At 63.0% G+C, this 21,668-nt stretch carries 20 protein-coding genes; 12 read left to right on the top strand and 8 right to left on the bottom strand.

Annotation, left to right across the window (positions count from 1 at the left end):
• Positions 1-103 precede the first annotated feature (103 nt).
• From LQK84_RS08235 to LQK84_RS08225, 3 genes are all read left to right on the top strand, one after another.
• Complete coding sequence (locus LQK84_RS08235; protein ID WP_230828206.1) at positions 104-853, top strand: TlyA family RNA methyltransferase; 750 nt, start codon at positions 104-106, stop codon at positions 851-853.
• On the top strand, positions 850-2,109 hold the full coding sequence (locus tag LQK84_RS08230) for a class I SAM-dependent RNA methyltransferase (RefSeq protein WP_230828205.1): 1,260 nt from the start codon (positions 850-852) through the stop codon (positions 2,107-2,109). Before LQK84_RS08235 ends, LQK84_RS08230 begins: the two co-directional genes overlap by 4 nt.
• A 91-nt stretch (positions 2,110-2,200) precedes the next feature.
• The gene (locus LQK84_RS08225; RefSeq protein ID WP_230828204.1) at positions 2,201-2,782 is read left to right on the top strand and encodes an exopolysaccharide biosynthesis protein; all 582 of its coding nucleotides are present in this window, start codon (positions 2,201-2,203) and stop codon (positions 2,780-2,782) included.
• A gap of 54 nt (positions 2,783-2,836) precedes the next feature.
• Here LQK84_RS08225 and LQK84_RS08220 read toward each other — a convergent pair whose 3' ends face one another.
• Positions 2,837-3,595 carry a crotonase/enoyl-CoA hydratase family protein gene (locus LQK84_RS08220; protein WP_230828203.1) on the bottom strand — a complete coding sequence of 253 codons (759 nt, stop codon included), beginning with the start codon at positions 3,593-3,595 and terminating at the stop codon, positions 2,837-2,839.
• A gap of 20 nt (positions 3,596-3,615) precedes the next feature.
• On the bottom strand, positions 3,616-5,403 hold the full coding sequence (locus tag LQK84_RS08215) for an acyl-CoA dehydrogenase (protein ID WP_230828202.1): 1,788 nt from the start codon (positions 5,401-5,403) through the stop codon (positions 3,616-3,618).
• Between the two features lie 244 nt (positions 5,404-5,647).
• On the opposite strand from LQK84_RS08215, the gene LQK84_RS08210 reads away from it, so the two are divergent.
• The 5 genes from LQK84_RS08210 to LQK84_RS08190 all read left to right on the top strand — a co-directional run bounded on the left by LQK84_RS08210 (position 5,648) and on the right by LQK84_RS08190 (position 10,616).
• The gene (locus LQK84_RS08210; protein ID WP_230828201.1) at positions 5,648-6,259 is read left to right on the top strand and encodes a DUF6656 family protein; all 612 of its coding nucleotides are present in this window, start codon (positions 5,648-5,650) and stop codon (positions 6,257-6,259) included.
• A gap of 89 nt (positions 6,260-6,348) precedes the next feature.
• Positions 6,349-7,326, top strand: a complete 978-nt coding sequence (locus LQK84_RS08205; protein WP_230828200.1) for an L-threonylcarbamoyladenylate synthase — start codon at positions 6,349-6,351, stop codon at positions 7,324-7,326.
• A 2-nt stretch (positions 7,327-7,328) separates the two neighbouring features.
• Complete coding sequence (locus LQK84_RS08200) at positions 7,329-8,744, top strand: FAD-binding oxidoreductase (protein WP_230828199.1); 1,416 nt, start codon at positions 7,329-7,331, stop codon at positions 8,742-8,744.
• On the top strand, positions 8,741-9,115 hold the full coding sequence (locus LQK84_RS08195) for a winged helix-turn-helix domain-containing protein (RefSeq protein ID WP_230828198.1): 375 nt from the start codon (positions 8,741-8,743) through the stop codon (positions 9,113-9,115). Before LQK84_RS08200 ends, LQK84_RS08195 begins: the two co-directional genes overlap by 4 nt.
• A gap of 322 nt (positions 9,116-9,437) precedes the next feature.
• A complete protein-coding gene (locus tag LQK84_RS08190; RefSeq protein WP_230828197.1) occupies positions 9,438-10,616 on the top strand; it encodes a YbfB/YjiJ family MFS transporter in 1,179 nt (392 codons plus the stop codon).
• Here the strand turns inward: LQK84_RS08190 and modC are convergent.
• From modC to LQK84_RS08170, 4 genes are all read right to left on the bottom strand, one after another.
• Positions 10,592-11,692 (bottom strand): molybdenum ABC transporter ATP-binding protein, encoded by a 1,101-nt coding sequence (gene modC, locus LQK84_RS08185; protein ID WP_230828196.1) that lies wholly within the window; start codon positions 11,690-11,692, stop codon positions 10,592-10,594. The genes LQK84_RS08190 and modC overlap by 25 nt on opposite strands.
• Positions 11,685-12,383, bottom strand: coding sequence for a molybdate ABC transporter permease subunit (gene modB, locus LQK84_RS08180; RefSeq protein ID WP_230828195.1), 699 nt, complete (start codon positions 12,381-12,383; stop codon positions 11,685-11,687). Before modB ends, modC begins: the two co-directional genes overlap by 8 nt.
• A gap of 21 nt (positions 12,384-12,404) precedes the next feature.
• On the bottom strand, positions 12,405-13,187 hold the full coding sequence (modA, locus tag LQK84_RS08175; RefSeq protein WP_230828194.1) for a molybdate ABC transporter substrate-binding protein: 783 nt from the start codon (positions 13,185-13,187) through the stop codon (positions 12,405-12,407).
• Positions 13,188-13,277: 90 nt separating this feature from the next.
• A complete protein-coding gene (locus tag LQK84_RS08170) occupies positions 13,278-15,482 on the bottom strand; it encodes a DUF1217 domain-containing protein (protein WP_230828193.1) in 2,205 nt (734 codons plus the stop codon).
• Between the two features lie 267 nt (positions 15,483-15,749).
• Between LQK84_RS08170 and LQK84_RS08165 the strand changes: the two genes are divergently transcribed.
• On the top strand, positions 15,750-16,322 hold the full coding sequence (locus LQK84_RS08165) for a DUF6101 family protein (RefSeq protein ID WP_442966921.1): 573 nt from the start codon (positions 15,750-15,752) through the stop codon (positions 16,320-16,322).
• Between the two features lie 86 nt (positions 16,323-16,408).
• Here LQK84_RS08165 and ubiA read toward each other — a convergent pair whose 3' ends face one another.
• Positions 16,409-17,362, bottom strand: a complete 954-nt coding sequence (ubiA, locus tag LQK84_RS08160; RefSeq protein ID WP_230828192.1) for a 4-hydroxybenzoate octaprenyltransferase — start codon at positions 17,360-17,362, stop codon at positions 16,409-16,411.
• A 135-nt stretch (positions 17,363-17,497) separates the two neighbouring features.
• Here ubiA and purD point away from each other — a divergent pair, with 135 nt between their 5' ends.
• The 3 genes from purD to LQK84_RS08145 all read left to right on the top strand — a co-directional run bounded on the left by purD (position 17,498) and on the right by LQK84_RS08145 (position 20,955).
• Entirely contained in the window at positions 17,498-18,766 is a 1,269-nt protein-coding gene (purD, locus tag LQK84_RS08155) for a phosphoribosylamine--glycine ligase (RefSeq protein ID WP_230828191.1), read from the top strand.
• A gap of 78 nt (positions 18,767-18,844) precedes the next feature.
• Positions 18,845-19,357 carry a plant virulence effector HPE1-like domain-containing protein gene (locus LQK84_RS08150; RefSeq protein WP_230828190.1) on the top strand — a complete coding sequence of 171 codons (513 nt, stop codon included), beginning with the start codon at positions 18,845-18,847 and terminating at the stop codon, positions 19,355-19,357.
• A gap of 218 nt (positions 19,358-19,575) precedes the next feature.
• The gene (locus LQK84_RS08145; RefSeq protein ID WP_230828189.1) at positions 19,576-20,955 is read left to right on the top strand and encodes an MATE family efflux transporter; all 1,380 of its coding nucleotides are present in this window, start codon (positions 19,576-19,578) and stop codon (positions 20,953-20,955) included.
• On the opposite strand, the gene LQK84_RS08140 is transcribed toward LQK84_RS08145, so the two are convergent.
• The gene (locus LQK84_RS08140; RefSeq protein ID WP_230828188.1) at positions 20,956-21,441 is read right to left on the bottom strand and encodes a DUF523 domain-containing protein; all 486 of its coding nucleotides are present in this window, start codon (positions 21,439-21,441) and stop codon (positions 20,956-20,958) included.
• Between the last annotated feature and the right edge of the window lie 227 nt (positions 21,442-21,668).

Genomic DNA, 21,668 nt, shown 5'->3' with positions numbered 1-21,668 from the left:
ACCGAAACCTAGCGAGCCGCCTGAGGGAGAATGCAAACGGCCGGCACGTCGCCGGACACCGATTTTCCTTGCGTTGTTTCAATACGCAGGCCAAGACGGCGGCATGACAACAATTGATCAACAGCGGCTCGACCAGATGCTCGTCGCGCAGGGCCATTTTGCGACCCGCTCGCGCGCCCGCGACGCGATCGCGCGCGGCACCGTGCGTGTCGACGGCAAGCCGGTGACGAAGCCGGGACAGACCGTTTCGCCGACCGCGGCCATCGAGATCGATGATCCGGCGCAGGCCTATGTGTCGCGCGCGGCGTTGAAGCTGATTGCCGGGCTCGACCATTTCGGCCTGTCGCCCGATGGGCTCGACTGTCTTGATATCGGCGCCTCCACGGGCGGCTTCACGCAGGTTCTGCTGGAGCGTGGCGCCCGGCATGTGACGGCAGTCGATGTCGGTCACGATCAGTTGCACGAGAGCCTTGTCGGCCATGCGCGCATTGCCAATCTGGAAGGGCTGAATGCGCGGGAGCTGGATTCGGCACATCTCGAAGGCCGCTCCATCGGCGCGGTCGTCTCCGATGTCTCCTTCATATCGCTGAAGCTTGCCCTGCCGCCTGCGCTGTCGCTGGCAGCACCCGGCGCCTTCTGTGTTCTGCTGGTCAAGCCGCAGTTCGAGGCAGGCCGCGAGGCGATCGGCAAGGGTGGCATTCTCAAGGATGCCTCCACCGGCGAACGCATCGCCGCCGAGATGGCCGTGTGGCTCACAACGCAGCCCGGCTGGACATCTCTCGGCATCACCGCCTCCCCGATTGCGGGCGGCGACGGAAATCATGAATATCTGCTTGGAGGTCGCAAGGCGTGAGCGCAATGACACTCGACATCACGCGGCTGGGCGCCGAAGGCGACGGCGTGGCTGAAACGGCCAACGGGCCTGTCTTCGTACCCTTCGCCCATCCCGGTGACCGGCTGAAGGCCGCGGTTGAAAAATCGCAAGGCACGATCATGGCACTGACGGAGCCCTCGCCCGATCGCATCGCCCCCGTCTGTCGGCACTTTGGCCCCGATGGCGAGAACGGCGCCTGCGGTGGCTGTTCGCTGCAGCATGTGGATCCTGCGCTCTATGCCGAGTTCAAGCGCGGGCTTGTGATCAACGCGCTGCGTTCCAAGGGCATCGATGTCGACGTCGGCGCGCTGGTTGCAGCCCATCCCGGCGAGCGTCGGCGCGCGGTCTTTGCGGCGCGCAAGACCGAGAAGGAACTGCTGCTCGGCTTCAACCAGGCCGGCAGCCATCACATCGTCAACATTTCCGAATGTCCCGTGCTGAAACCCTCGATCGTGGCACGGCTGGATGACATTCGCATCGTCGGCCGGGCGCTGGCGCCCAATGCCGAAGCCTTCCGCATGGCTGTGCTGGAAACGCTGACCGGGCTCGACATTTCCGTCGAAGGCATGCCGAAACTTTCCGATCAGCAGCGTCAGGCGGCCATTGCCATCATCCTGAAGCTGCGCGGCATTGCCCGCGTCAGCGTGGATGGCGAAATCCTGATCGAGCCGACGCGCCCGATCGTGCGTTTCGGCGACATCGAGGCGAGCCCTCCCGCAGGCGGCTTCACGCAGGCAACCGTCGAGGCGGAAGACGCCATGGCGCAGCTGGTCAGCGGGATTGTCGGCAAGGCGAAGGCCGTAGCCGATCTCTTCGCCGGTTCCGGCACATTTGCGCTCCGGCTTGCCCAGCAGTCAAAGGTTCATGCCGTTGAGGGCGATGCGCCCTCCGTCGCGGCGCTGGAACAGGCTGCACGCAGGCGTCAGGGCCTGAAGCCTCTGACGACCGAGCGGCGCGATCTCTTCCGCCGGCCGATGATGACGAGCGAGCTGAAACATTTCGACGCCGTTGTCTTCGATCCGCCGCGCGCGGGCGCAGAAGCGCAGTCAAAAGAGCTTGCGCGTTCAACAGTTCGTAAAATTGCCGCGGTAAGCTGTAATCCTCTGACACTGGCGCGCGATCTTTCGATCCTCGTTGCTGGCGGCTACCGTGTGGTCTCCGTCACGCCGATCGATCAGTTTCTCTGGTCGCCGCATGTCGAAGTCGTGGCTGCATTGGAGCGGCCCAAGAAATAGCGTAAGGATTGCGGCATACATGGTCGATCAGGTGGCAGGTATCGTGAAGGAAGCGGCTCCCAAAAAGCGGCGGATGAGAACATCACGAATCTTGCGGAAGATCGCCGACGATACGACCAATGAGCGCATTTCGATCCGCTATCTGCTTGATACGCTTGGCGACCGGGCGATCGGCGCGCTGATGCTGGTCTTTGCTTTTCCGAACGTCATGCCGACGCCGCCGGGCACGTCCGCCATTCTCGGCGCGCCGCTCGTGTTCCTGGCAGCCCAGTTGACCTTTGGCATGAAGCCGTGGCTGCCGGCGCTGATCGCCGACCGGTCGATGGCGCGCGCGGATTTCGCCACCATCATCAACAAGGCGCATCCCTGGCTCGCCTGGGCCGAGCGGCTTTTGAAGATGCGATTGTCCTTCCTCACCGAGCCGCCATTCGAATATTTCGTCGGCCTGCTCTGCCTCATCCTCGCGGTCGTGCTGCTGCTGCCCGTGCCGCTCGGCAACATGCTGCCGGCGCTGACGATCTGCATCTTCTGCTTCGGCATTCTCGGCCGCGATGGTGTCTGGACATTGGCCGGGCTCGGCGCCTTCGTCGTCTCGATGGTGATCGCCGGTGGCGTGATCTACGGCATGGTCAAGGCAGCGATCTACTTCGTCCAGAAGATCATCCTCGGATAAGGAAAAGGCGGCTTTCGCCGCCCTGTCCGCTATCTTGAGATATCGCCGCTTGGCTTATTTCTTGCGGCTCATGAAAGCCTGGAAAGCCTGCATGGCTTCCTGCGATTTCAGCTGGTTGCCGAAATGGACAAGCTCTTCGCTCATGCGGGCCTCGACCTCACCGACCGAGCCCTTGAGCAGCTTGCGGGCCAGCGCCAGTGCCTTGGGCGGGCGCGAGGCGAGATGATCTGCGGCTTTCAGGGTTTCGGCCTCAACCGCGTCTTCGGCAACGACCTTCCAGACGAGCCCGGCCTCGCGGGCTTCCTCGGCGGAAAAACCGATGCCGGCGGCAAACATGGCAAAGGCCCGCTGATGGCCCATGACACGGGGACCGATGAGCGACGAGGCCGCTTCCGGCACCAGCGCCAGATCGACGAAAGGCGTGCGGAATTCGGTGCGCGCGGTGGCAAACGTCATGTCGCAATGTAGGTTCATCGTCGTGCCGATGCCGATGGCCAGACCATCGACGCCTGACAGAAGCGGCTTTTCGAAGCGCGCCAGCTCAAAGATGAAGCGGTTCACATCGCGGCCGGCCTGCGGATCAACGGCAATAGCCATGAAGTCTGCAAGGTCGTTGCCGGAGGAGAAGCTGCCGGGAACGCCGAAGATGACGACGGCGCGAACGCTGTCATCCCTGTTGGCGTCGACCAGCGCGTTGGCCATGGTTTCATACATCGCCCGCGTCAGAGCGTTCTTCTTGTCCGGCCGGTTCATGCGGACGACGAGAACGCCCGGATGTGCCTCGGGGCGTTCGATCAGGATATGGTCAGTCATCGTTTCCTCCCGAGATACGATCACGACGCGAGCAGGATGCGCGCGGCAGCCAGCGCATCCGCGCCGTTGATGATGCGATCCTTGAGCGAGCCGGTTTCCGAAATCAGGTTCTCGGCTGCGAAGCGGCAGAGCGCGATGCGGCCGGGCTGCTGGCCATCGCCGGCATCGACCAGGCCACCCTTGGCGAGGTAGCTGCCGACGAGCGTCAGGCCCCAGAGGCGCTGATAGGCGGTCGCACCGGCTGCGGCGTCCGCAGCCTTGCCGGCGGCGAGCGTCGACAGCAGCCATTCGGAGGCTTCTTCCAGATCGGCAATCGAGGCGTCGAGCTTGGCGGCTGTGTTGCCGAAGCCCACGAGATTGGAGGCGCGAACCTGATCGGCAATCTCCCTGAGTTCGGCGATGAAGCCGCGCACATGGTTGCCGCCGGATTGGGTGAGCTTGCGGCCGACAAGGTCGCCGGCCTGAACGCCGTTGGTGCCTTCATAGATCGGCGTGATGCGGACGTCGCGATAGTAGCGCGCCGCGCCCGTTTCCTCGATGAAGCCCATGCCGCCATGGACCTGGATGCCATGCGAGGCGATCTCGACGCCGGCGTCCGTCGGGAAGGACTTGGCAATCGGGGTCAGGAGGTTGGCGCGCTCCTGCCAGTGGCGCTTGGCCTCGCCGTCTTCCAGCCGCGCCGCCATGTCGATGGCAAAGGCGCAGGCATAGGTGATGGCGCGCGAGCCTTGGGTCAGCGCCCTCATGGTCAGCAGTGTGCGGGCGATGTCCGGATGCTCGATGATCGGGATCATGCCCTCGCCCTTCCAGCCGGGCGCACGGCCCTGCAGGCGATCACGGGCATAGGCGGTTGCCTTCTGCGTGGCGATTTCGGAAATGCCGACGCCCTGCATGCCGACGCCGAGGCGTTCGTTGTTCATCATCGTGAACATGGCGGCGAGGCCATTGTTCTCCTCGCCGACCAGCCAGCCGACCGCGCCGGCCTCGTCGCCGAACTTGCCGTCGCCATAGATCATCGTGCAGGTCGGCGAGCCGTGGATGCCGAGCTTGTGCTCGATCGAATGGCAGTGCAGGTCGTTGCGGGCGCCGAGCGACCCATTATCGTTGACGAAGAATTTCGGCACGAGGAAGAGCGAGATGCCCTTGGAGCCGCGGGGCGCATCGGGAAGTCGCGCCAGCACCAGATGGATGATGTTGTCGGTGAAATCGTGTTCGCCGTAGGTGATGAAGATCTTCTGGCCGAAGATGCGATAGGTGCCGTCGGGGCGGCGCTCGGCGCGGCTCTTCATGCCGCCGAGATCGGTGCCGGCGCCCGGCTCGGTGAGGTTCATGGACCCCATCCATTCGCCCGAGACCATCTTCGGCAGGTATTTTTCCTTAAGCGCATCGGAGGCATGCGCATTGAGCGCCTCGATGGCGCCAATGGTCAGCATCGGGCCGAGGGAGAAGCCGAGCGAACAGGCATTCCACATTTCGAATGTCGCCATGTGCAGAGACTGCGGCAGGTGCTGACCGCCGAATTCTTCGGGGCAGGCCAGCGCGTTCCAGCCGCCTTCGGCCCAGCGCCTGTACAGATCGGCCCAGCCATCCGGCGTCTTGACCGCACCGTCGATGAGGCGCGCGCCCTGCTTGTCGCCATTGTCGGCGAGCGGTGCGACTTCCTCTTCGGCAAAACGGCCAGCCTCGGTCAGGATCGCATCCAGCAGATCTTCGCTCAGATCGCCGAGCAGTCCCTGCTCCATGGCTTCGCCGATACCCGCCACATGCTTGAGCGTGAACGCGATTTCTTCAACAGGCGCCTTGTACATCGATAATCCTCCCGACAATTTTCGCGCCCATACACAAGGTGTTGCGCACGTTTGTCAATTCGTCCAATGGCTAGTTTATTTTTACGTGCACGTCAACGTCAAGGGCGGAATTCAGCCCGCTGCAGACCCTGCGAAGACGATGCAAAACCGGCTCAGCACTCCAGTCCTGAGCAATCCAGGGTCAATAAAAGATTAACCATGTTGCGGCAGAATTTGGGTTGGTTGAGTGGCGGATTTAATGGACATGCCGGTTCTCAGATATTTCGACAGCAGCAGGATGAAGAAGAAATCACGGCTTCCTGTTGCCGTGCATTCGGAATTTCTGCGTACCGGACGCATCGTCCGGCCTGAAGATACCTGGGTCGAGGAAGAGAAGCGCTATCTCAGCTATGAAGAGGTGGCGGCCATTACCGGCAAGCGGCTCGAACGCGCCGGCGAGACGACGCATGAGCGGCTGAACGGGTTTCACCGCGCCATCCAGTTTCCCAAGCTGATCTTCCACCGCACGCTGGCCGCCGCCCCGCATCTCGGCTACTGCCATGTGACGGCCTCCAAGACGAAATTTGCCGAATATGACGATGTGACCTGGGGCTTCTACATCGCGAACTTTCTGGCCGAGATCGGAACGTCGGAGAGCTTTTTCGAGCACATCAACCCGCGCCAGGGCCGGATGTATTTCGCGGTCGCCATGGCGGCAGACCAGAACGGCGACAAGAAGAAGCTGACGATCAACACTGCGGTGCGCGGCAACGGGCTGCTCTTCCGCACCCATGATCCGAAGACGGCGATGAAGAACGTGCTGATGCTGGGCGCGCGTAACGAGCAGCTGCGCGCCATCATCCGCGCCATCGGCTGATATTTCAGTGACGGCTCAGAAAGCCTTTCCACTCATCCATTGCATTTCAACCGCACGGGCGTGTAGTGAAGCCCTACGGAAGGGTGCGCATGGCGACGATCTACGACATTGAGACAGAAGCGGAAGCCGGGATGGACGCGGCGCTGAAGGCGCTTGCCCGCGAAGAGCCGGTGGCGATCCCGACCGAGACGGTCTACGGGCTCGCGGCGGATGCGACCAGTCCCTATGCGATTTCCGCCATCTACGAAAAGAAGGGCCGCCCGCGCTTCAACCCGCTGATCTGCCATGTCTCCGATCTTGCGATGGCCGAGCAATATGGCGAGTTCGACACGATGTCGCGCAAGCTGGCGCTCGCCTTCTGGCCGGGGCCGCTGACGCTGGTCGTGCCGCTGAAGCCGGGCAGCGAGATCCATCCGCTGGCAACCGCCGGCCTCTCGACTGTCGGCCTCCGCGTTCCCGCCGGCTTTGCCGGCAAGCTGATTGCCCGCTTCGGCAAGCCGCTTGCCGCCCCCAGCGCCAACACATCCGGCCGCATCAGCCCGACCACGGCAATCGATGTCGAAGACGATCTCGGCCAGAAGCTGCGCGTCATTCTCGATGGCGGACAAACAAAGGTCGGCGTTGAATCGACCATCGTCAAATCGGACGAGACGGGCGTGCATCTGCTGCGTCCCGGCGGGCTTTCGGTCGAGGATATCGAGCGCGTCATCGGCGGGCGGGTGCTTCGCGATGTCAGCCAGACGGCGGCCATCGAAGCGCCGGGCATGCTCGCATCGCATTATGCGCCCGACGCCAAGGTGCGGCTCAATGCGACCCGCGTGTCGCTTGGCGAGGCGCTGATCAATTTCGGTGGGCAGACGATTGTCGATGCCGACAAGGCGGTCGCGATCTTCGATCTGAGCCCTTCCGGCAACCTGCGCGAGGCGGCGGCCAATCTCTTCTCGACGCTGCGCGCGGCAGACCGGACGGGTGCATTTTCGATTGCGATTGCGGCCGTTCCCATGACAGGATTGGGCGAAGCGATCAATGATCGCCTGATGCGTGCTGCTGCTCCCCGAGGAAAATAAGAATGCCGTCTGCCGACCTGCTTGACCGTTTCGCCGCCATCGTCGGAACCGGCAATGCGCTTCGTGTGCCTGCCGATGTGGAACCCTATCTGACCGAAGGTCGTGGACTTTATCGTGGCGCCACTCCGCTTGTCCTCAAGCCAGGATCGACGGAAGAGGTCGCGGCGATCATGAAGCTTGCGAGCCAAACGAAGACGCCCATCGTGCCCGTCAGCGGCGGAACCGGGCTTGTCGGCGGTGGCGTGCCGCGCACGGACGGTGCCGATATCGTGATGTCGCTTGCCCGGCTCAACCGCATCCGCGATGTCGATCCGGTTGCCAATGTGATTGCCGTCGATGGCGGCGTCATTCTCGAAGACGTCCACAAGGCGGCCGAAGAGGTCGACCGGCTGTTTCCGCTGTCGCTCGGCTCGGAAGGCTCCTGCCGGGTGGCGGGCAATCTCTCCACCAATGCGGGGGGGACTGCGGTTCTCGCCTATGGCAATATGCGCCAGCTCTGCCTCGGTCTCGAAGTCGTGCTGCCGACCGGCGAAATCTGGGACGGCATGCGGCGGCTGAAGAAGGACAATACGGGCTATGACCTGCGTGATCTCTTCATCGGTGCGGAAGGCACGCTTGGCGTCATCACCGGGGCGGTGCTGAAGCTCTTCCCCCGCCCGCGCGGGCATCAGGTCGCCTTCGTGGGACTGAGGAGCCCGGCGGATGCGCTGAAGCTTTTCGAGTTTGCCGCCGGACTTTGCGGCACGGCGCTGACCGGGTTCGAGCTGATGCCGCGCATCGGCGTCGAGTTCACCACGCGGCATATTCCGAATGTGCGCGACCCGCTTGTCACCGTTCACCCGTGGTATGCGCTGATCGATATTTCGACCTCGGATGCGGAAGAGACGGCCGAGCGGATGATCGGCACCCTGCTGGAAACGGCCTATGAGCGCGGGCTGATCGATGATGCGGTCGTGGCTTCCTCCGAGGCGCAGCGCAAGGCGATCTGGCATATGCGCGAGAGCATGTCGGATTCGCAAAAGCCGGAGGGCGGATCGATCAAGCATGACGTTTCCGTGCCGGTGTCGCAGGTGCCGGATTTCATGGCGGAGGCGGAAAAGGCCGTGATGGCGGCCGTGCCCGGCGCCCGCATCTGCGCCTTCGGGCATCTCGGCGACGGCAATATCCATTACAATATTTCCCAGCCGGTCGGCGCGGACAAGGCGGCCTATCTCGCCCGCTGGCGCGAGGTGAACGCCATCGTCCACGGCATCGTGCTGAAGCATGGCGGCTCGATTTCGGCCGAACATGGCATCGGCCAGCTGAAGCGCGACGAGCTTGCCAGCATTCGAAGCCCGATCGAAATGGATCTCATGCATCGCATCAAGGCCGCCTTCGATCCCGCCGGCATCATGAACCCCGGCAAGGTGCTGCAATGAGCGACAAGATCGGCTTCAAACTCCGTCTTTCCATGCCGGGCGACCATCCGCTGGGGCCGGGCAAGGCGCAGCTGATGGAACTGATCAAGACCCACGGCTCGATCCGCTCGGCGGGGGCTGCGATGAACATGTCCTATCGCCGGGCGTGGCTGCTGATCGACGAGCTGAACGGCATGTTCCGCGAGCCGGTCGTGCTGAAGGCCCAGGGCGGCAAGCAGGGCGGCGGGGCGACGCTGACGCCCTTTGGCGAGGAATTGCTGGCGCGGTTTCGCAGCATGGAGAAGCGAGCGGAAAAGGCCATGGGCGGCGATCTCGAGTGGATCGAAGCGGCGCTTGGGGAGCCTGTGGTGAAGAAGGATGAGGCGGAGTAAGGCGGAACTACCCCCCTCTCTTGCAAAATCTACGACTTAGGCTTCGCCTAAGACCGTGATTTTGCGTTCTCCCCCACCAGGGGGGAGAGGGGGAGTATGCCGTGCCCGCGTTTTCCAATCTCCCCCTCGGTGGGGGAGAAAGCGATTTCAACATCTTAGCTTTAGCTAAGTGTTAGAAATCGCAAGAGAGGGGGTCCACTACCGCCAACAGCACTCTCCAGCGCCCCCGGGCACAAGTTTCTGTCCAAAAGTTCAATAATCCCGACACAGGGAACGTGTTAGGTCTTGCTGACATTATCATGTAGCAAAGCCGGACACCCCCATGTCGAATATCGCACTGCCCCAATCCGAAACCATCAAGCCCTGGCAGGTCATGGCGGCCGGGATGGCGGCGATGTTGTTGACGGTGGGGATTGCGCGCTTTGCCTATACGCCGATGCTGCCGTTGATGCAGGCGCAGACGGGCATGTCGCCCTTCGTCGGCGGGCTGCTCGCGACCGTCAACTATGCCGGCTACATGACCGGGGCGCTCATGGCCTCGACGATTTCCGATGCACGGAAGCGCTTTCTTGTCTACCGGGTGGGCCTGATCGCCGGCGTCATCGGCACGGCCGGGATGGGGCTGACAACGCAAACCTGGGCATGGCTCCTGCTTCGCTACATTGCCGGCGTCGGCGGGGCCTCGGGCATGCTGCTCGCTTCGGGCATGGTTCTGGCCTTTCTCGTCCGCCACGGACGGCGGCCGGAGCTGGGGCTGCATTTCATCGGGCTCGCGGTCGGTATTATCCTGTCCGGCGCGCTGGTGATGGCAACGAACGGGTCGCTCGACTGGGCGGGACAATGGCATGTGTTCGGCGCGGTCACGCTGGCTCTGCTCATCCCGGCATGGTTCTGGATGCCCGCGCCGGATGGTGCGACCACGACCCGTGCGGCGGGTGCTGCCAAGGTTCCGCATCCCGGCGCATGGCTGCTCAATCTTTCCTATTTCTGCGCCGGCGTCGGCTTCGTCGTCAGCGCCACATTTGTCGTCGCGGCGGCGGCCAAAGTGCCGCAGCTTTCGCATCTTGGGCCCTTCATCTGGATCGTTGTCGGTGTGGCCGCCATCCCGGCGACGCTCGCCTGGGATCGGCTGGCGCGGCGGATCGGTGATGTGCCGACCCTGATCCTGGCCTATGCCTTGCAGATCGTCGGCATCATTCTGCCGCTCGTGAGCCATAGCGCGCTTGCGGCCATTGGCGGGGCGCTGCTCTTCGGCGGAACCTTCATGGGGATCGTGGCGCTGACGCTCGCGCTGGCGGGAAAACGCAACAGCGACAATCCTTCCGGCGCCATGGCGCGGCTGACGCTATCCTATGGCGTGGCGCAGATTGTCGCGCCCGCCGTTGTGGGCCGGATTGCGGATATGACGGGCAGCTATGATATCGGCATGATCATGGCGGCCATCACCATGGTCATCGGTATCGTGCTCCTCTGGGCCTACGGCAAGGCATCAGGCGCCTGACGCCTGAACAGACCCTGCGTGTCGATCGACACCGACTTGAACAACAGGCTGACCGGCTGGCCTTCCGCCAGCCCCATGCGCGCCGCCGAATGGCGCGTGACCTGCGCCAGCACGACCTCGCCGGAGCAATCAACCGTCACCCAGACGCTGCCGCCGCGCTCGGCAAGCCCCAGAATGCGCCCGTCGAGACGATTGAGGGCGGAAAGGTTCCCGGGCTCACCGATGCCAAGAATGATATCCTGCGCGGAGATATAGACCCGGACCCAGTCGCCGGGCTCGGCGGCGCTGCGTTTCAAAAAGATGCGCCCTGCCCGGCTGTTGGCAACGGTCAGCCCCTCGCTTTCCAGATGGTGGCTAATGCGGGCGCTGATGAAGGTCGCGGGCTCCATGTCGTCCGGCATCGGACGCGCGCCGCCCAGAACCGCGCCCGGCTCGCCCTCGGCCACCACGCGGCCGCCGGCAACCGACACGACGCGATTGGCAAGCCGCGCGACCTCTTCCATCGCATGGCTGACATAGAGGATCGGAATGCCGATCTCATCGCGAACATATTCTAGATGCGGCAGGATTTCAGCCTTGCGGGCCGGATCAAGCGCCGAGAGCGGCTCGTCCATGATGAGGAGCGACGGGGCGGAGAAGAGCGCGCGGCCGATGGCGACGCGGCTTTTCTCGCCGCCGGAAAGCCCAGCCGGGCGGCGCTCCAGCAGATGGCCGATGCCGAGCAGCTCGATCAGGCGGGCATCCGCCGCTTCATTCGTCCGCGTCGGGCGGAAATGGCGGGCGTAGTTGAGGTTCTGCCGCACCGTCATGTGCGGGAAGAGCCGGCCTTCCTGAAAGACATAGCCGATGCGGCGGCGGTCGGCGGGGAGGAATATCGTTCGTTCGCTGTCGAACCATGTCTCGCCGTTGAAGGTAACGCGGCCCTCCTCCGGGCGGATGAGGCCGGCGGCGATGTTCGCAAGCGTTGTCTTGCCGGAGCCGGAGGGACCGACCAGCGCCGTCAGGCCGTCGCCGGCGGTGAAGGCGGCTTCGAGCTTAAAGTCGCCCTGCGCGTGGCGGATGTCGATCTCAAACATCGCGACCCTCCGTGCGGGTCTGAACCCGGCGGGCCAGTAGTTCGGAGGCAAGCAGTGCTGCCAGCGACACGACGACGGAAATCAGCGTGAGCCGCATCGCGCCTTCATCGCCGCCCGGCACCTGCGTGTAGCTGTAAATCGCGGCGGCCAGCGTCTTCGTCTCGCCGGGAATGGCGGAGACGAAGGTGATGGTGGCGCCGAATTCGCCCATGGCCTTGGCGAAGGAGAGGATGGTTCCCGTCACGATGCCCGGCATGATCAGCGGCAGGGTGATGGTGCGGAAGACATTGAAACGGCCAGCCCCGAGCGTCGAGGCGGCGGCTTCCAGTCCCTTGTCGAGGCTTTCTATGGAAAGGCGGATGGCGCGGACCATCAGCGGAAAGCCCATGACGGCGGCGGCGAGCGCCGCCCCTGTCCAGCGGAAGGAGAGGACAATGCCGAAGACCTGATCCAGTACACTGCCGATCGCACCCTTGCGGCCGAAGAGGATGAGCAGGATATAGCCCGTCACCACCGGCGGCAGGATGAGCGGCAGGTGGACCAGACCGTTGAGCACGCTCTTGCCCGGAAAGGACTTGCGCGCGAGCAGCCAGGCCACCGCAATGCCGAAGGGCAGGCTGGCGGCGCTTGCGACGACGGCCACCTTGAGGCTGATCGCCAGCGCCACCCAGTCTTCTTCAGAAAGTATCATTCCGCTGCCGCTTGTCCGCCATCACTTCGCGGACAATACCGTAAAGCCCTGCCCTGTGAAGCCGGCTTGCGCCTTCTTCGAGCGAAGATATTTCTGGAACTCGGCGGCAAGTGCCGGCGCGTTTTTCAGCTCGGCAACCGGATAGATGATCGGCTCGTGCGAGTTTTCCGGGAAGGTGCCCACAACCTTGACGCCGGCGTCCGCCTTGCTGTCGGTCATGTAGACGATGCCGAGCGGGGCTTCGCCGCGCGAGACGAGAAGCAGGGCCGCGCGGACATTTTCGGACTCCGCCAGCTTGTCCTTCACGCCATCCCATGCGCCGAGGCTCGTCAGAGCCTGCTTGGCATAGATGCCGGCCGGGACGCTTTCGACAGCGCCAACAGCGAGACGACCGCCGCCAAGCGCTCCGGCAAGGTCGAAGCCCTTGGCGATCTCGTAGGTCTTGGCGGCATCCTTCGGACCAACCAGAACCAGCGCGTTGCCGAGTAGGTTTTCGCGGCTGTCCTTTTTGATCTGGTCGGCCTTGGCCAGATAGTCCATCCACTTGAGGTCGGCGGAGATGAAGAGATCGGCGGGCGCGCCGGCCTCGACCTGCTTGGCCAGCGCCGAGCTTGCGGCATAGGTCAGAACGACGTCATTGCCCGTTTCAGCCTTCCAGTCCTTGGCGATCCCGTCGAGCGCGTTCTTGAGGCTCGCGGCGGCAAAGACCTTGACCTCGCCGGCATTGGCAGCCGCGGCGGTGAAGACGGAGAGTGCGAAAGCGGTTGCAGCCAGAAGGCCGGTGGCGAATGTGCGACGATGCATGAAGTTCTCCCAAGTCGTTATGTCTCACTGGATATAACGACTCCCGACGGAAAGCAACCGGGCGACATGCACCGCAGCGCGGACGTTCGATTATCCGCGCTTGAGCTGGGAGAGGGTGAAAAGCGTGTCGGCGCTGAGCGAGGCACCACCGCTGCCGGGCGACAGGATGGAAAGCGCCGAAGCGCCGCCGCTGATGGTGTTGTTCTGGATATCGAAGAGAGCGGTGAACTTCTTGACCATGTCCTTGACCTTGTCGGGGTCGGACAGGTCCTTGAGGTTCATCACCGACTTGACCTTGGCGGCCTGGGTATCGATCGGCAGGGTCGAGAAGCCGTCCGGCAGGTTGTTGCTGGTCTTGAAGAACTGCAGCAGCGCCTGGTCGGCCAGGATATCATAGGCCGAGGTGATGGTCGGGGCCATGCGCTGGAAATAGAGCGCGAGGCGCGTGCCGGCATTCTCATCGCCCGCTTCGGTTTCCAGCGTCTGCTGGTAATAGTTGTCGACGGTGGCGATACGGGCGCGGCGATCCATCGCGCCGGCCTGATCGACCGTCGCGATCTTGCCTGTCTTGTTGTCGAAATTGAACGCACCGGCCATCTGCGCCCAGCGCTGGTCGGTCTGCGCATTGGCGAAACTCTTGGGATCATTCAGATCCGAGGAGAAGACCTTCTTGAGAAAGTCCTTCGTCACCTTCGCTGGGTCGAACCCGTAGGAGCCGAGCACGACCTTGACCAGCTTGCTGTCGGAGAGAAGCTTGTCGACCGAGTCGATCCCCTGGATCGTCTTGGTATAGTAGTTCATGTCGTCGGTGGCGCCCGCCTTGGCGGCCGTGTTGCCATAGCGCGTCTGCATCTTGACGTAGTTCTGCGCCATCAGCGTGATTTCGGCCTGCGACTGGGCAAGACGCGGTGCGCCGATCTTGCCGTCCTTGTCGAAATTATACTCATTGGCGAGCGCCAGATAGCGCTTGTCGGACAGCTGGTTCACGTAGCTCTTGGGATCGTTGACGTCGCTTTCCAGAACCATCCTGATCTTGGCCTGCGACTCGTCCTGCGCGGCCAAGCCCACGGAATGCAGCGCGAAACTGTATAGGGCGGAGTTGTTGATGAGGTCGTCGACCTTCTTCACCTGGCCGATGTGGGTGCCATAGTAATTATAGATGGTCGCATCGTTGGCATCGTCGTCCTTGCCGTAATTGCCCAGATAGCGGTTCTGCAACTTCGACAGGTTGTCGCTGGTCATCGCCGAGCCGCCGGCCTTCACATCGCCATTGGTATCGAAGTTGAACATCTTGGCGATGGCAGTCCAGGTCGCCCCGCCCTGCTGGTTGGCATAATTGTTGGACGTCGACGTGTCGCTGCTGACGATATTCTGGAAGGTTGTCGCCAGCATCGTGGAGGAGAGGCCGAGCGCCGTCTTGACCAGCGAGAAGAGCCGGTCGTTGCTGGTAATATCGCTGACCTTGGTGACCTTCGCCATCTGATCGGCCAGATAGGTGTTGTTCATCTGCGCCGCGATGGGTGTCACATGGCTCGGCACCGTGGTGACATAGGTTTCGGTCGTCTTGTTCGCCTGCGCAGTCGTCTGGGCCGTGACGCCGCTGTCGAGACCGCCGCTCGTATTGAAATTGAACGCGTTGCGCAGGTCGAGCGCCTTCTGCTTCAAAAGATAGCGTGCTGCCGTGTCGGTCGGCAGGCTATTGACGTAGCTGGTGCTGCTGTTGATGTCGCTGGTCAGGACCTTCTTGATGAAGTCCTTGGAATAGGTATCCGGATCGAGGCCCGTCGCCTTCATTGCGTAGGTGTAGAGCTTGCTGTTCTGCATGAATTCATCGACGTTCTTCACGGAGGTGATCGCCTTCTTGTAGTAGGCGGTGTCCGTGGAGACGGCGGCTTCTTCGGCGGCCAGCTGATCCTTGTAGGCCTGGACGGTGGAGTCCTTCTGGGCGGTCGTCTGGACCGTCGCGGTGGCCTTGCCGAACTGGAAGGCGTTGGCAAAGTCGCGATATTTCTGGTCGGAGAGGCGATTGACGAAGCTTTGCGGGTCGGTGAGATCGCTGTCCAGAACCTTCTTCATGAAGGCCTTGGCATAGGTCATGTCATCGAGCCCATAGGCTTTCATCGCATAGGAATACAGGCGGTAGTCGCCCATGAACCCGTCGACCGTCGTGACCTTCTTGATATTGGTCTGGAAATATTCGGTCTCGCGCTTGGTCAGACCTTCGGACGCAACGCGATCCAGGGACTTGGACATGTCCCTGGCGATCAGGTCGTAGCTGAGAAAGGTCGAAACCATCGGCGACTTCCGCGCGCGCATTTCCGGAGATCAAAGCCTACACGAGAAACCTTGCCCAAACCTTTAAGGCAACATGAACAAGCCGAGCATTCCCGTTCACACTCCCTCAACCGTGTCGGGTTTGACTTCGATAACCATCTGGGAATGCAAAGATTTCTTAACCGCGAATATTAAGCCGGACGGAAGATCGGCCCGCTAACTTCACCCTACCAAGAGGGCAAAAGCCCCGAAAGAAGAGCCCCCGGCTCTCAAGGAAAACAGGGTGTAATGAACATGCGCAACGTAGCAATGGGCCCGGTCTGGGCTGAAGCAACCTTTCGGCTCGATCCGAAACACTTGCCCCAGCAGGTGTCCTATTCTGGTCAGACGAATGCCGGCGATGTATCGATCACGCTCGACGAGCGCGGCGCAGTCCTGCGGAAACTTCTTCCTTCGAGCGGCCTGCCGATTTCCTTCGCTCTGCCTGCCCGAACCTTCCGCGGCGTTGCCGCCCGCGCCATCGATCATGGCGATGGCCGCGTGACCGTCACGCTGGAACTGCATCATGACGATCCTGAGCTGAGCATTCCGCTTCTCGTCGCCCACGACCTCTGCGACATCGCCGCCGACTGGCGCAGCTGGGCCGATGCCTACAATATTCCGATGCTGATGGTGGAGGCCGATGGCGTTGCCCGTCCGCTAGAAGAACACCTGACCAACATCGCCAACAAGAACTCGGCACCGCGCCGCCGGCACTCCTACTTTGCCGACCGCCGCCCGCGCTTCCTCGTTCGCCGCTCGATCGGCCAGCTGGGCGTGACCATGAAAATTGAAGGCCGGGAGATCATCGCCCGGAACTAAATACCCAGAAGAAGCATTCAAAGAGGACTCCAGTCACTCTTTGGGCCGGCCTTTTCCCCTGAAGGTCGGCCCTTTTTCTTTTCCGGTCAGGCCAGCGGAATGGCGAAAAGCAGGCCGGCAAAGATGATGGCCCCGACAATGTGATTGAAGCGGAAGAGCTTCAGGCATTGAGCCGTATCGTCAATATCCAGAACCTTGATCTGCCAGACGAAGGCAATGCCAGCCGCCAGCAAGCCCAGATAGGCGACAACGCCGAGATGGGCCAGAGCATAGGCGATGGCCAGCAGCACCAGCGTCAGGCCATAAAGCGCAATCAGCCAGTTGGCCGTATTGTCGCCGAAGAGACGCGCGGTGGAGCGAACACCGATCAGGGCGTCGTCTTCCCGGTCCTGATGCGCGTAGATCGAGTCATAGCCGATCGTCCAGGCAACGGCTGCGACATACATGATGACAGCGGCCAGAGAGACTGTCCCGAAAACAGCCGCCCAGCCCATCAGCGCACCCCAGGAAAAGGCAAGGCCCAGGAAGAACTGCGGCCAGTCGGTGAAGCGCTTGGCAAAGGGGTAAAGCGCCACGACGGCGAGCGAGGCGATGCCCAGCACAATCGAGAACGCATTGAACTGCAGGAGCACGACGAGGCCGACCAGGGCCTGCGCGACCATGAAGATCTTCGCCTGCTTGCGGGTTGCCCGGCCCGAGGGCAGCGGACGGGAACGCGTGCGGGCGACCTGGGCGTCGATCTCATGATCGATCAGGTCATTATAGGTGCAGCCGGCACCACGCATGACGACTGCACCGACGAAGAACAGGAAGAGATGGGCGATGAATTGCCAGATGCTGAAGCTGCCAGCCGCAGCCGTAACATTGGCCGCCATGCCCGCAGACCAGAAGCACGGCCACATCAGCAACTGCCAGCCGATCGGCCGGTCGAGGCGGGCGAGCTGCGCATAGGGCCAGGCGGCGCGCGGCAGCCAGCGGTAAACCCAGTTGTCGGGGGTCGCATCGGCGACGCGGGATTCGGTCTGTTCGGTCTTGCTCATGCTGCTTTTGTTGGCAGCGGCAGGGCCGGGCGTCAAGACTTGCTGCCCGGTTTGCCGGGAAAAGCGTGGCATCGCCTTGACGCAAGCCGCTGCCGCCCTTAACGGCTCCAGCACGGGCAATAACGGAGGCTGACAATGAACGTGCTCTTGATCGGTTCGGGTGGTCGCGAACATGCACTGGCATGGAAGATCGCACAGTCGCCGAAGCTGACGACGCTTTACGCCGCCCCCGGCAATCCCGGCATTGCAGACTGCGCCACCTGCGTGACGCTGAATGTCGATGACCACGCCGCCGTCATCGCCTTCTGCAGCGAAAAATCGATCCCCTTCGTCATCGTCGGGCCGGAAGCGCCGCTGGTCGCCGGCCTTTCCGATGCGCTGCGCGCCGAAGGCATCGCCGTCTTCGGTCCCTCTTCCGCTGCCGCGCAACTCGAAGGCTCCAAGGGCTTCACCAAGGACCTCTGCGCCAAGTACAATATCCCGACCGGGGCCTATCAGCGCTTCAACAATGCGCCGAAAGCGAAAGCCTATGTGCGGGCTGAGGGCGCGCCGATCGTCGTCAAGGCGGACGGGCTTGCCGCCGGCAAGGGCGTGACCGTGGCCATGACCGTGGACGAGGCCTGTGCCGCGATCGATGACTGCTTTGAAGGTGCATTCGGCGCCGCCGGGGCGGAAGTCGTGGTCGAGGCCTATCTCGATGGTGAGGAAGCCTCCTTCTTCTGCCTCTGCGACGGCAAGACCTTGCTGGCGCTCGCCTCCGCGCAGGACCACAAGCGCGTCGGCGACGGCGACACGGGTCCGAACACGGGTGGCATGGGCGCCTATTCCCCTGCCCCGGTGATGACGCCCGACATCGTCGAGCGGACGATGAAGGAGATCATCGAGCCGACCATGCGCGGCATGGCCGCGGACGGACACCCCTTCTCCGGTGTATTCTTTGCCGGACTGATGATCACGGAGAAGGGTCCGGAGCTCATCGAATACAATGTCCGCTTCGGCGACCCGGAATGCCAGGTGCTGATGATGCGCCTGAAATCGGACCTGCTGGAACTGCTTCTCGCCACCGCCGAAGGCCGGCTACATGAAGTGTCCGCAGAATGGCGCGACGAGACGGCGCTGACCATCGTCATGGCCTCCAAGGGCTATCCGGGCTCTTACGACAAGAACACGCCGATCGCGGCACTTCCCGCGGCGACCGAAACGCAGCGCATCTTCCATGCCGGCACGGCGCTGAAGGACGGGCAGCTGGTGGCGACCGGCGGCCGCGTGCTGAACGTCACCGCCTTCGGCAGCACGGTCACGGAGGCTCAGAGCCGCGCCTATGCCATGGCCGATCAGGTGGAGTGGCCAAACGGCTTCATGCGCCGCGATATCGGCTGGCGTGCGGTGGCGCGAGAAAATTAATCCAGCGTTAACTCTTTCTGCTGACCGGTTGTAAAGCTTGCCTTGCTACAGTCTCCCCATAACCATGGGAGTTTGAGTATGCGTACCCTGTTGTTCGCAACGCTGATGGCTTCGGCAGCGGTGACTGCCCAGGCAGCATCCGTCGAGAAAGTGACGTCCGGCAAGGTCAAGGAAGGCAGCATCGTGCAGGTTTCCTGCCCGGACTGCAAGGCGGCGCCGGCTCGCAAGATGAGCTATCAGGTTCCCGAACTCGCCGGCGTCACGTCGATGGAAATCATCGACAAGGACGGCAAGCCGGAAGTGGTGCGCGTCGACAAGTTCATGGGCGGCTCGGCAGTGACGACGCTTTCGAAGACACAAGCGCCGCTGATCGAAGAGATGTCGGCCATCGAAACGAAGGCGCATGAGGCGAAGATCGCCGCGCGCAAGGCCGAACTGCAGACGATCGAGATGAAGGCCGCAACCCGGCTTCCGCCGGACGAACGCGGCACCACCAGCTTCGCCGGCATCGACCGCGAGGCGACCACCGCCGCCGTGGGCGCAGAAGCCGCTGCCTTCGACCCCAACAGCCTGACGCTGCGCCTGCGCTGACGCGTCGCCACAGACGAGGTTTCCGAAGGCCGCCCATCAAGGCGGCCTTTTCGTTTGACAAGCCACAAGCTGCAGCCTATCCACGACGTCAGGTTTCTTGCACCTGCCGCCCGCAATCCGGTGAAGCAAGAACGACAGAAGCAAACAAGTTCGAAACCACCCGACTTGTGGCAATGCGGGCCCCACCGGACACCGGGTGACAAAGCGAGCTTGCCGTCATGAAAAACCCGAATTCCAATCCGTTTCTTCACGCGCCGATCGGCGCGCTTTTCGTCCGCACCGCCCTGCCGATGATCCTCGTCATGGTCGTCAACGGGCTTTTCGCCGTGGTCGATGCCTTCTTTCTCGGCGTCTATGCCGGCGCCGATGCCCTGACCGCCGTCACGCTCACCTTCCCGATCTCCATGCTGATGATCGCGCTGACCACCATGGCGGGGGCCGGCATGGCGAGCCATGTCGCCCGGGCGCTGGGCGCCGGCGAACGGGAGCGCGCGCAATCGGTCTTCCTCTCGGCGCACACGCTGTCGCTCGGCTTCTGGGCCGTGCTGGCCGCGCTCTTTGCTTTGCTCGGCTGGCGGGCGATCCTGCTGGCTGCGAACCATGATGCGGGGCTGGCCGAACAGGGCTGGCGCTTCATGGCGATCACCATCTATGCCGCCCCCATCACCTTCTTCCTGTCGCTGCAGGGCGATACGCTGCGCTCGGAGGGCAAGGCGGGGCTGATGGCGATGCTGGCGGTTGTCGCGACCCTCCTCAACATCCTGTTCAACTATATCCTGATCGGCCGGATGGGCTATGGCACGGCGGGGTCTGCCGCCGGCACGATTGCAGCACAGGCGTTGGCGCTTGTCGTGATCCTATCGATCCGGCTGCGTGACCGCCTGCCGCTCACCTTCGTGGCACCCGCCGGCTTCCGGCCGATGGCGCATTGGGGCGAGATCGTGCGGCTCGGCCTGCCGCCATCGCTCTCCTTCGTCGGCATTGCGCTGGCCTCCACCGCCATCATCGCCAGCGTGCAGGCCTGGGCAGGCGCGAACTATGCCGACACGATCGCCGCCTATGGCATTGTCGTGCGGATCATGAGCTTCGCCTTCCTGCCGCTCCTCGGCCTGAACCTTGCCGCACAAAGCATTGCCGGCAACAATTACGGCGCCGGGCTCTATGCCCGCTCCGACCGCACGGCGATCTTTGCGCTGGGTGCCGCACTCATCTATGCGGCCGTGCTGGAGACCGGGCTGGTGCTCTTTCCCGGCACGGTCGGGCGGGTGTTTGTCGACAATCCGGCGGTCATTGCCGAGGTCGCCCGGCTCCTGCCTTATGCGATGGCAACCTATGTCATCTATGCGCCGATGAATGTGTTGGCCGGCTATTTCCAGGCGCTCGGCCAGGCGCGGATGGCGGGGCTCTTGAGCCTCACCAAGCCCTATCTGCTGTCCGTGCCGCTCATTCTAGCGCTGCCATTCGCGGTCGGCGAAAAGGGTATCTGGCTTGCCTCGCCGGTCGGCGATCTGATGATGCTGATCGTCGTCGGACTGGCGCTCAGGAATGCAGCAGCGAAGACGGGCGCGCGGCTTGGGATCTTTCATGCGACTGTGTGATCAGGCCTCGCGGAGAAATTCCGCGAGTGCCTCAATCTCTTCATGCGAGAACACCGGCAGGCCGGCGGCGGCAAACAGCGCTGCCGTCACACCCTCGCCTGCATGTTTCGCCCCGGAAAACGTGCCGTCATAGATCGCCCGCGACCCGCAGGACGGGCTGCCGTCGATGAGCAGGGCCGCCACGCAACCCGTCTGGCGTGCGAGATCAAGCGTTGCCTTCGCACCATCGATATAGGCGGCGGTGACATCGGTTCCGGCGCTATCAAGCACACGGGCGCGGCCGGCGAGGACATCCGCGCCGCTCATGCCCTGCTCGATCTCAGCCGGCAGGCGCGGCGTATCGAAACCGCCGGCAAGTTCGGGACAGATGGCGACGAGGCGACCTTCCTCACGCCAGCGCGCGACATGGGGATGATCGAGCGTCTTCGCCTGTCCGTCATAGCGGACGGGTTCGCCGTGGAGGCAGGCGCTGATGAGGATTTTCATGGGTTGGTCCTCTGCTGTGCACCGGTAGCACCCCCCTCTGTCCTGCCGGACATCTCCCCCGCAAGGGGGGAGATCGGATGGGGCATGCGCACCGCCCCTCCTCTCCCCCCTGTGGGAGAGGATAGCCTGCCCCAAGAGGCGTAAGCCGATTGGCTTGGCAGGCTTGGTGAGGGGTGAATTGTGGTGTACGACGGGGCCAAATCGTGACCCCTCACCTGGAAAATCTA

It is taken from the genome of Rhizobium sp. C4 (assembly GCF_021026315.1).
Taxonomy (GTDB): domain Bacteria; phylum Pseudomonadota; class Alphaproteobacteria; order Rhizobiales; family Rhizobiaceae; genus Ensifer_A.
Note: the sequence above shows the minus strand (reverse complement) of the source record. Positions and strands in the feature narration are given on the sequence as shown.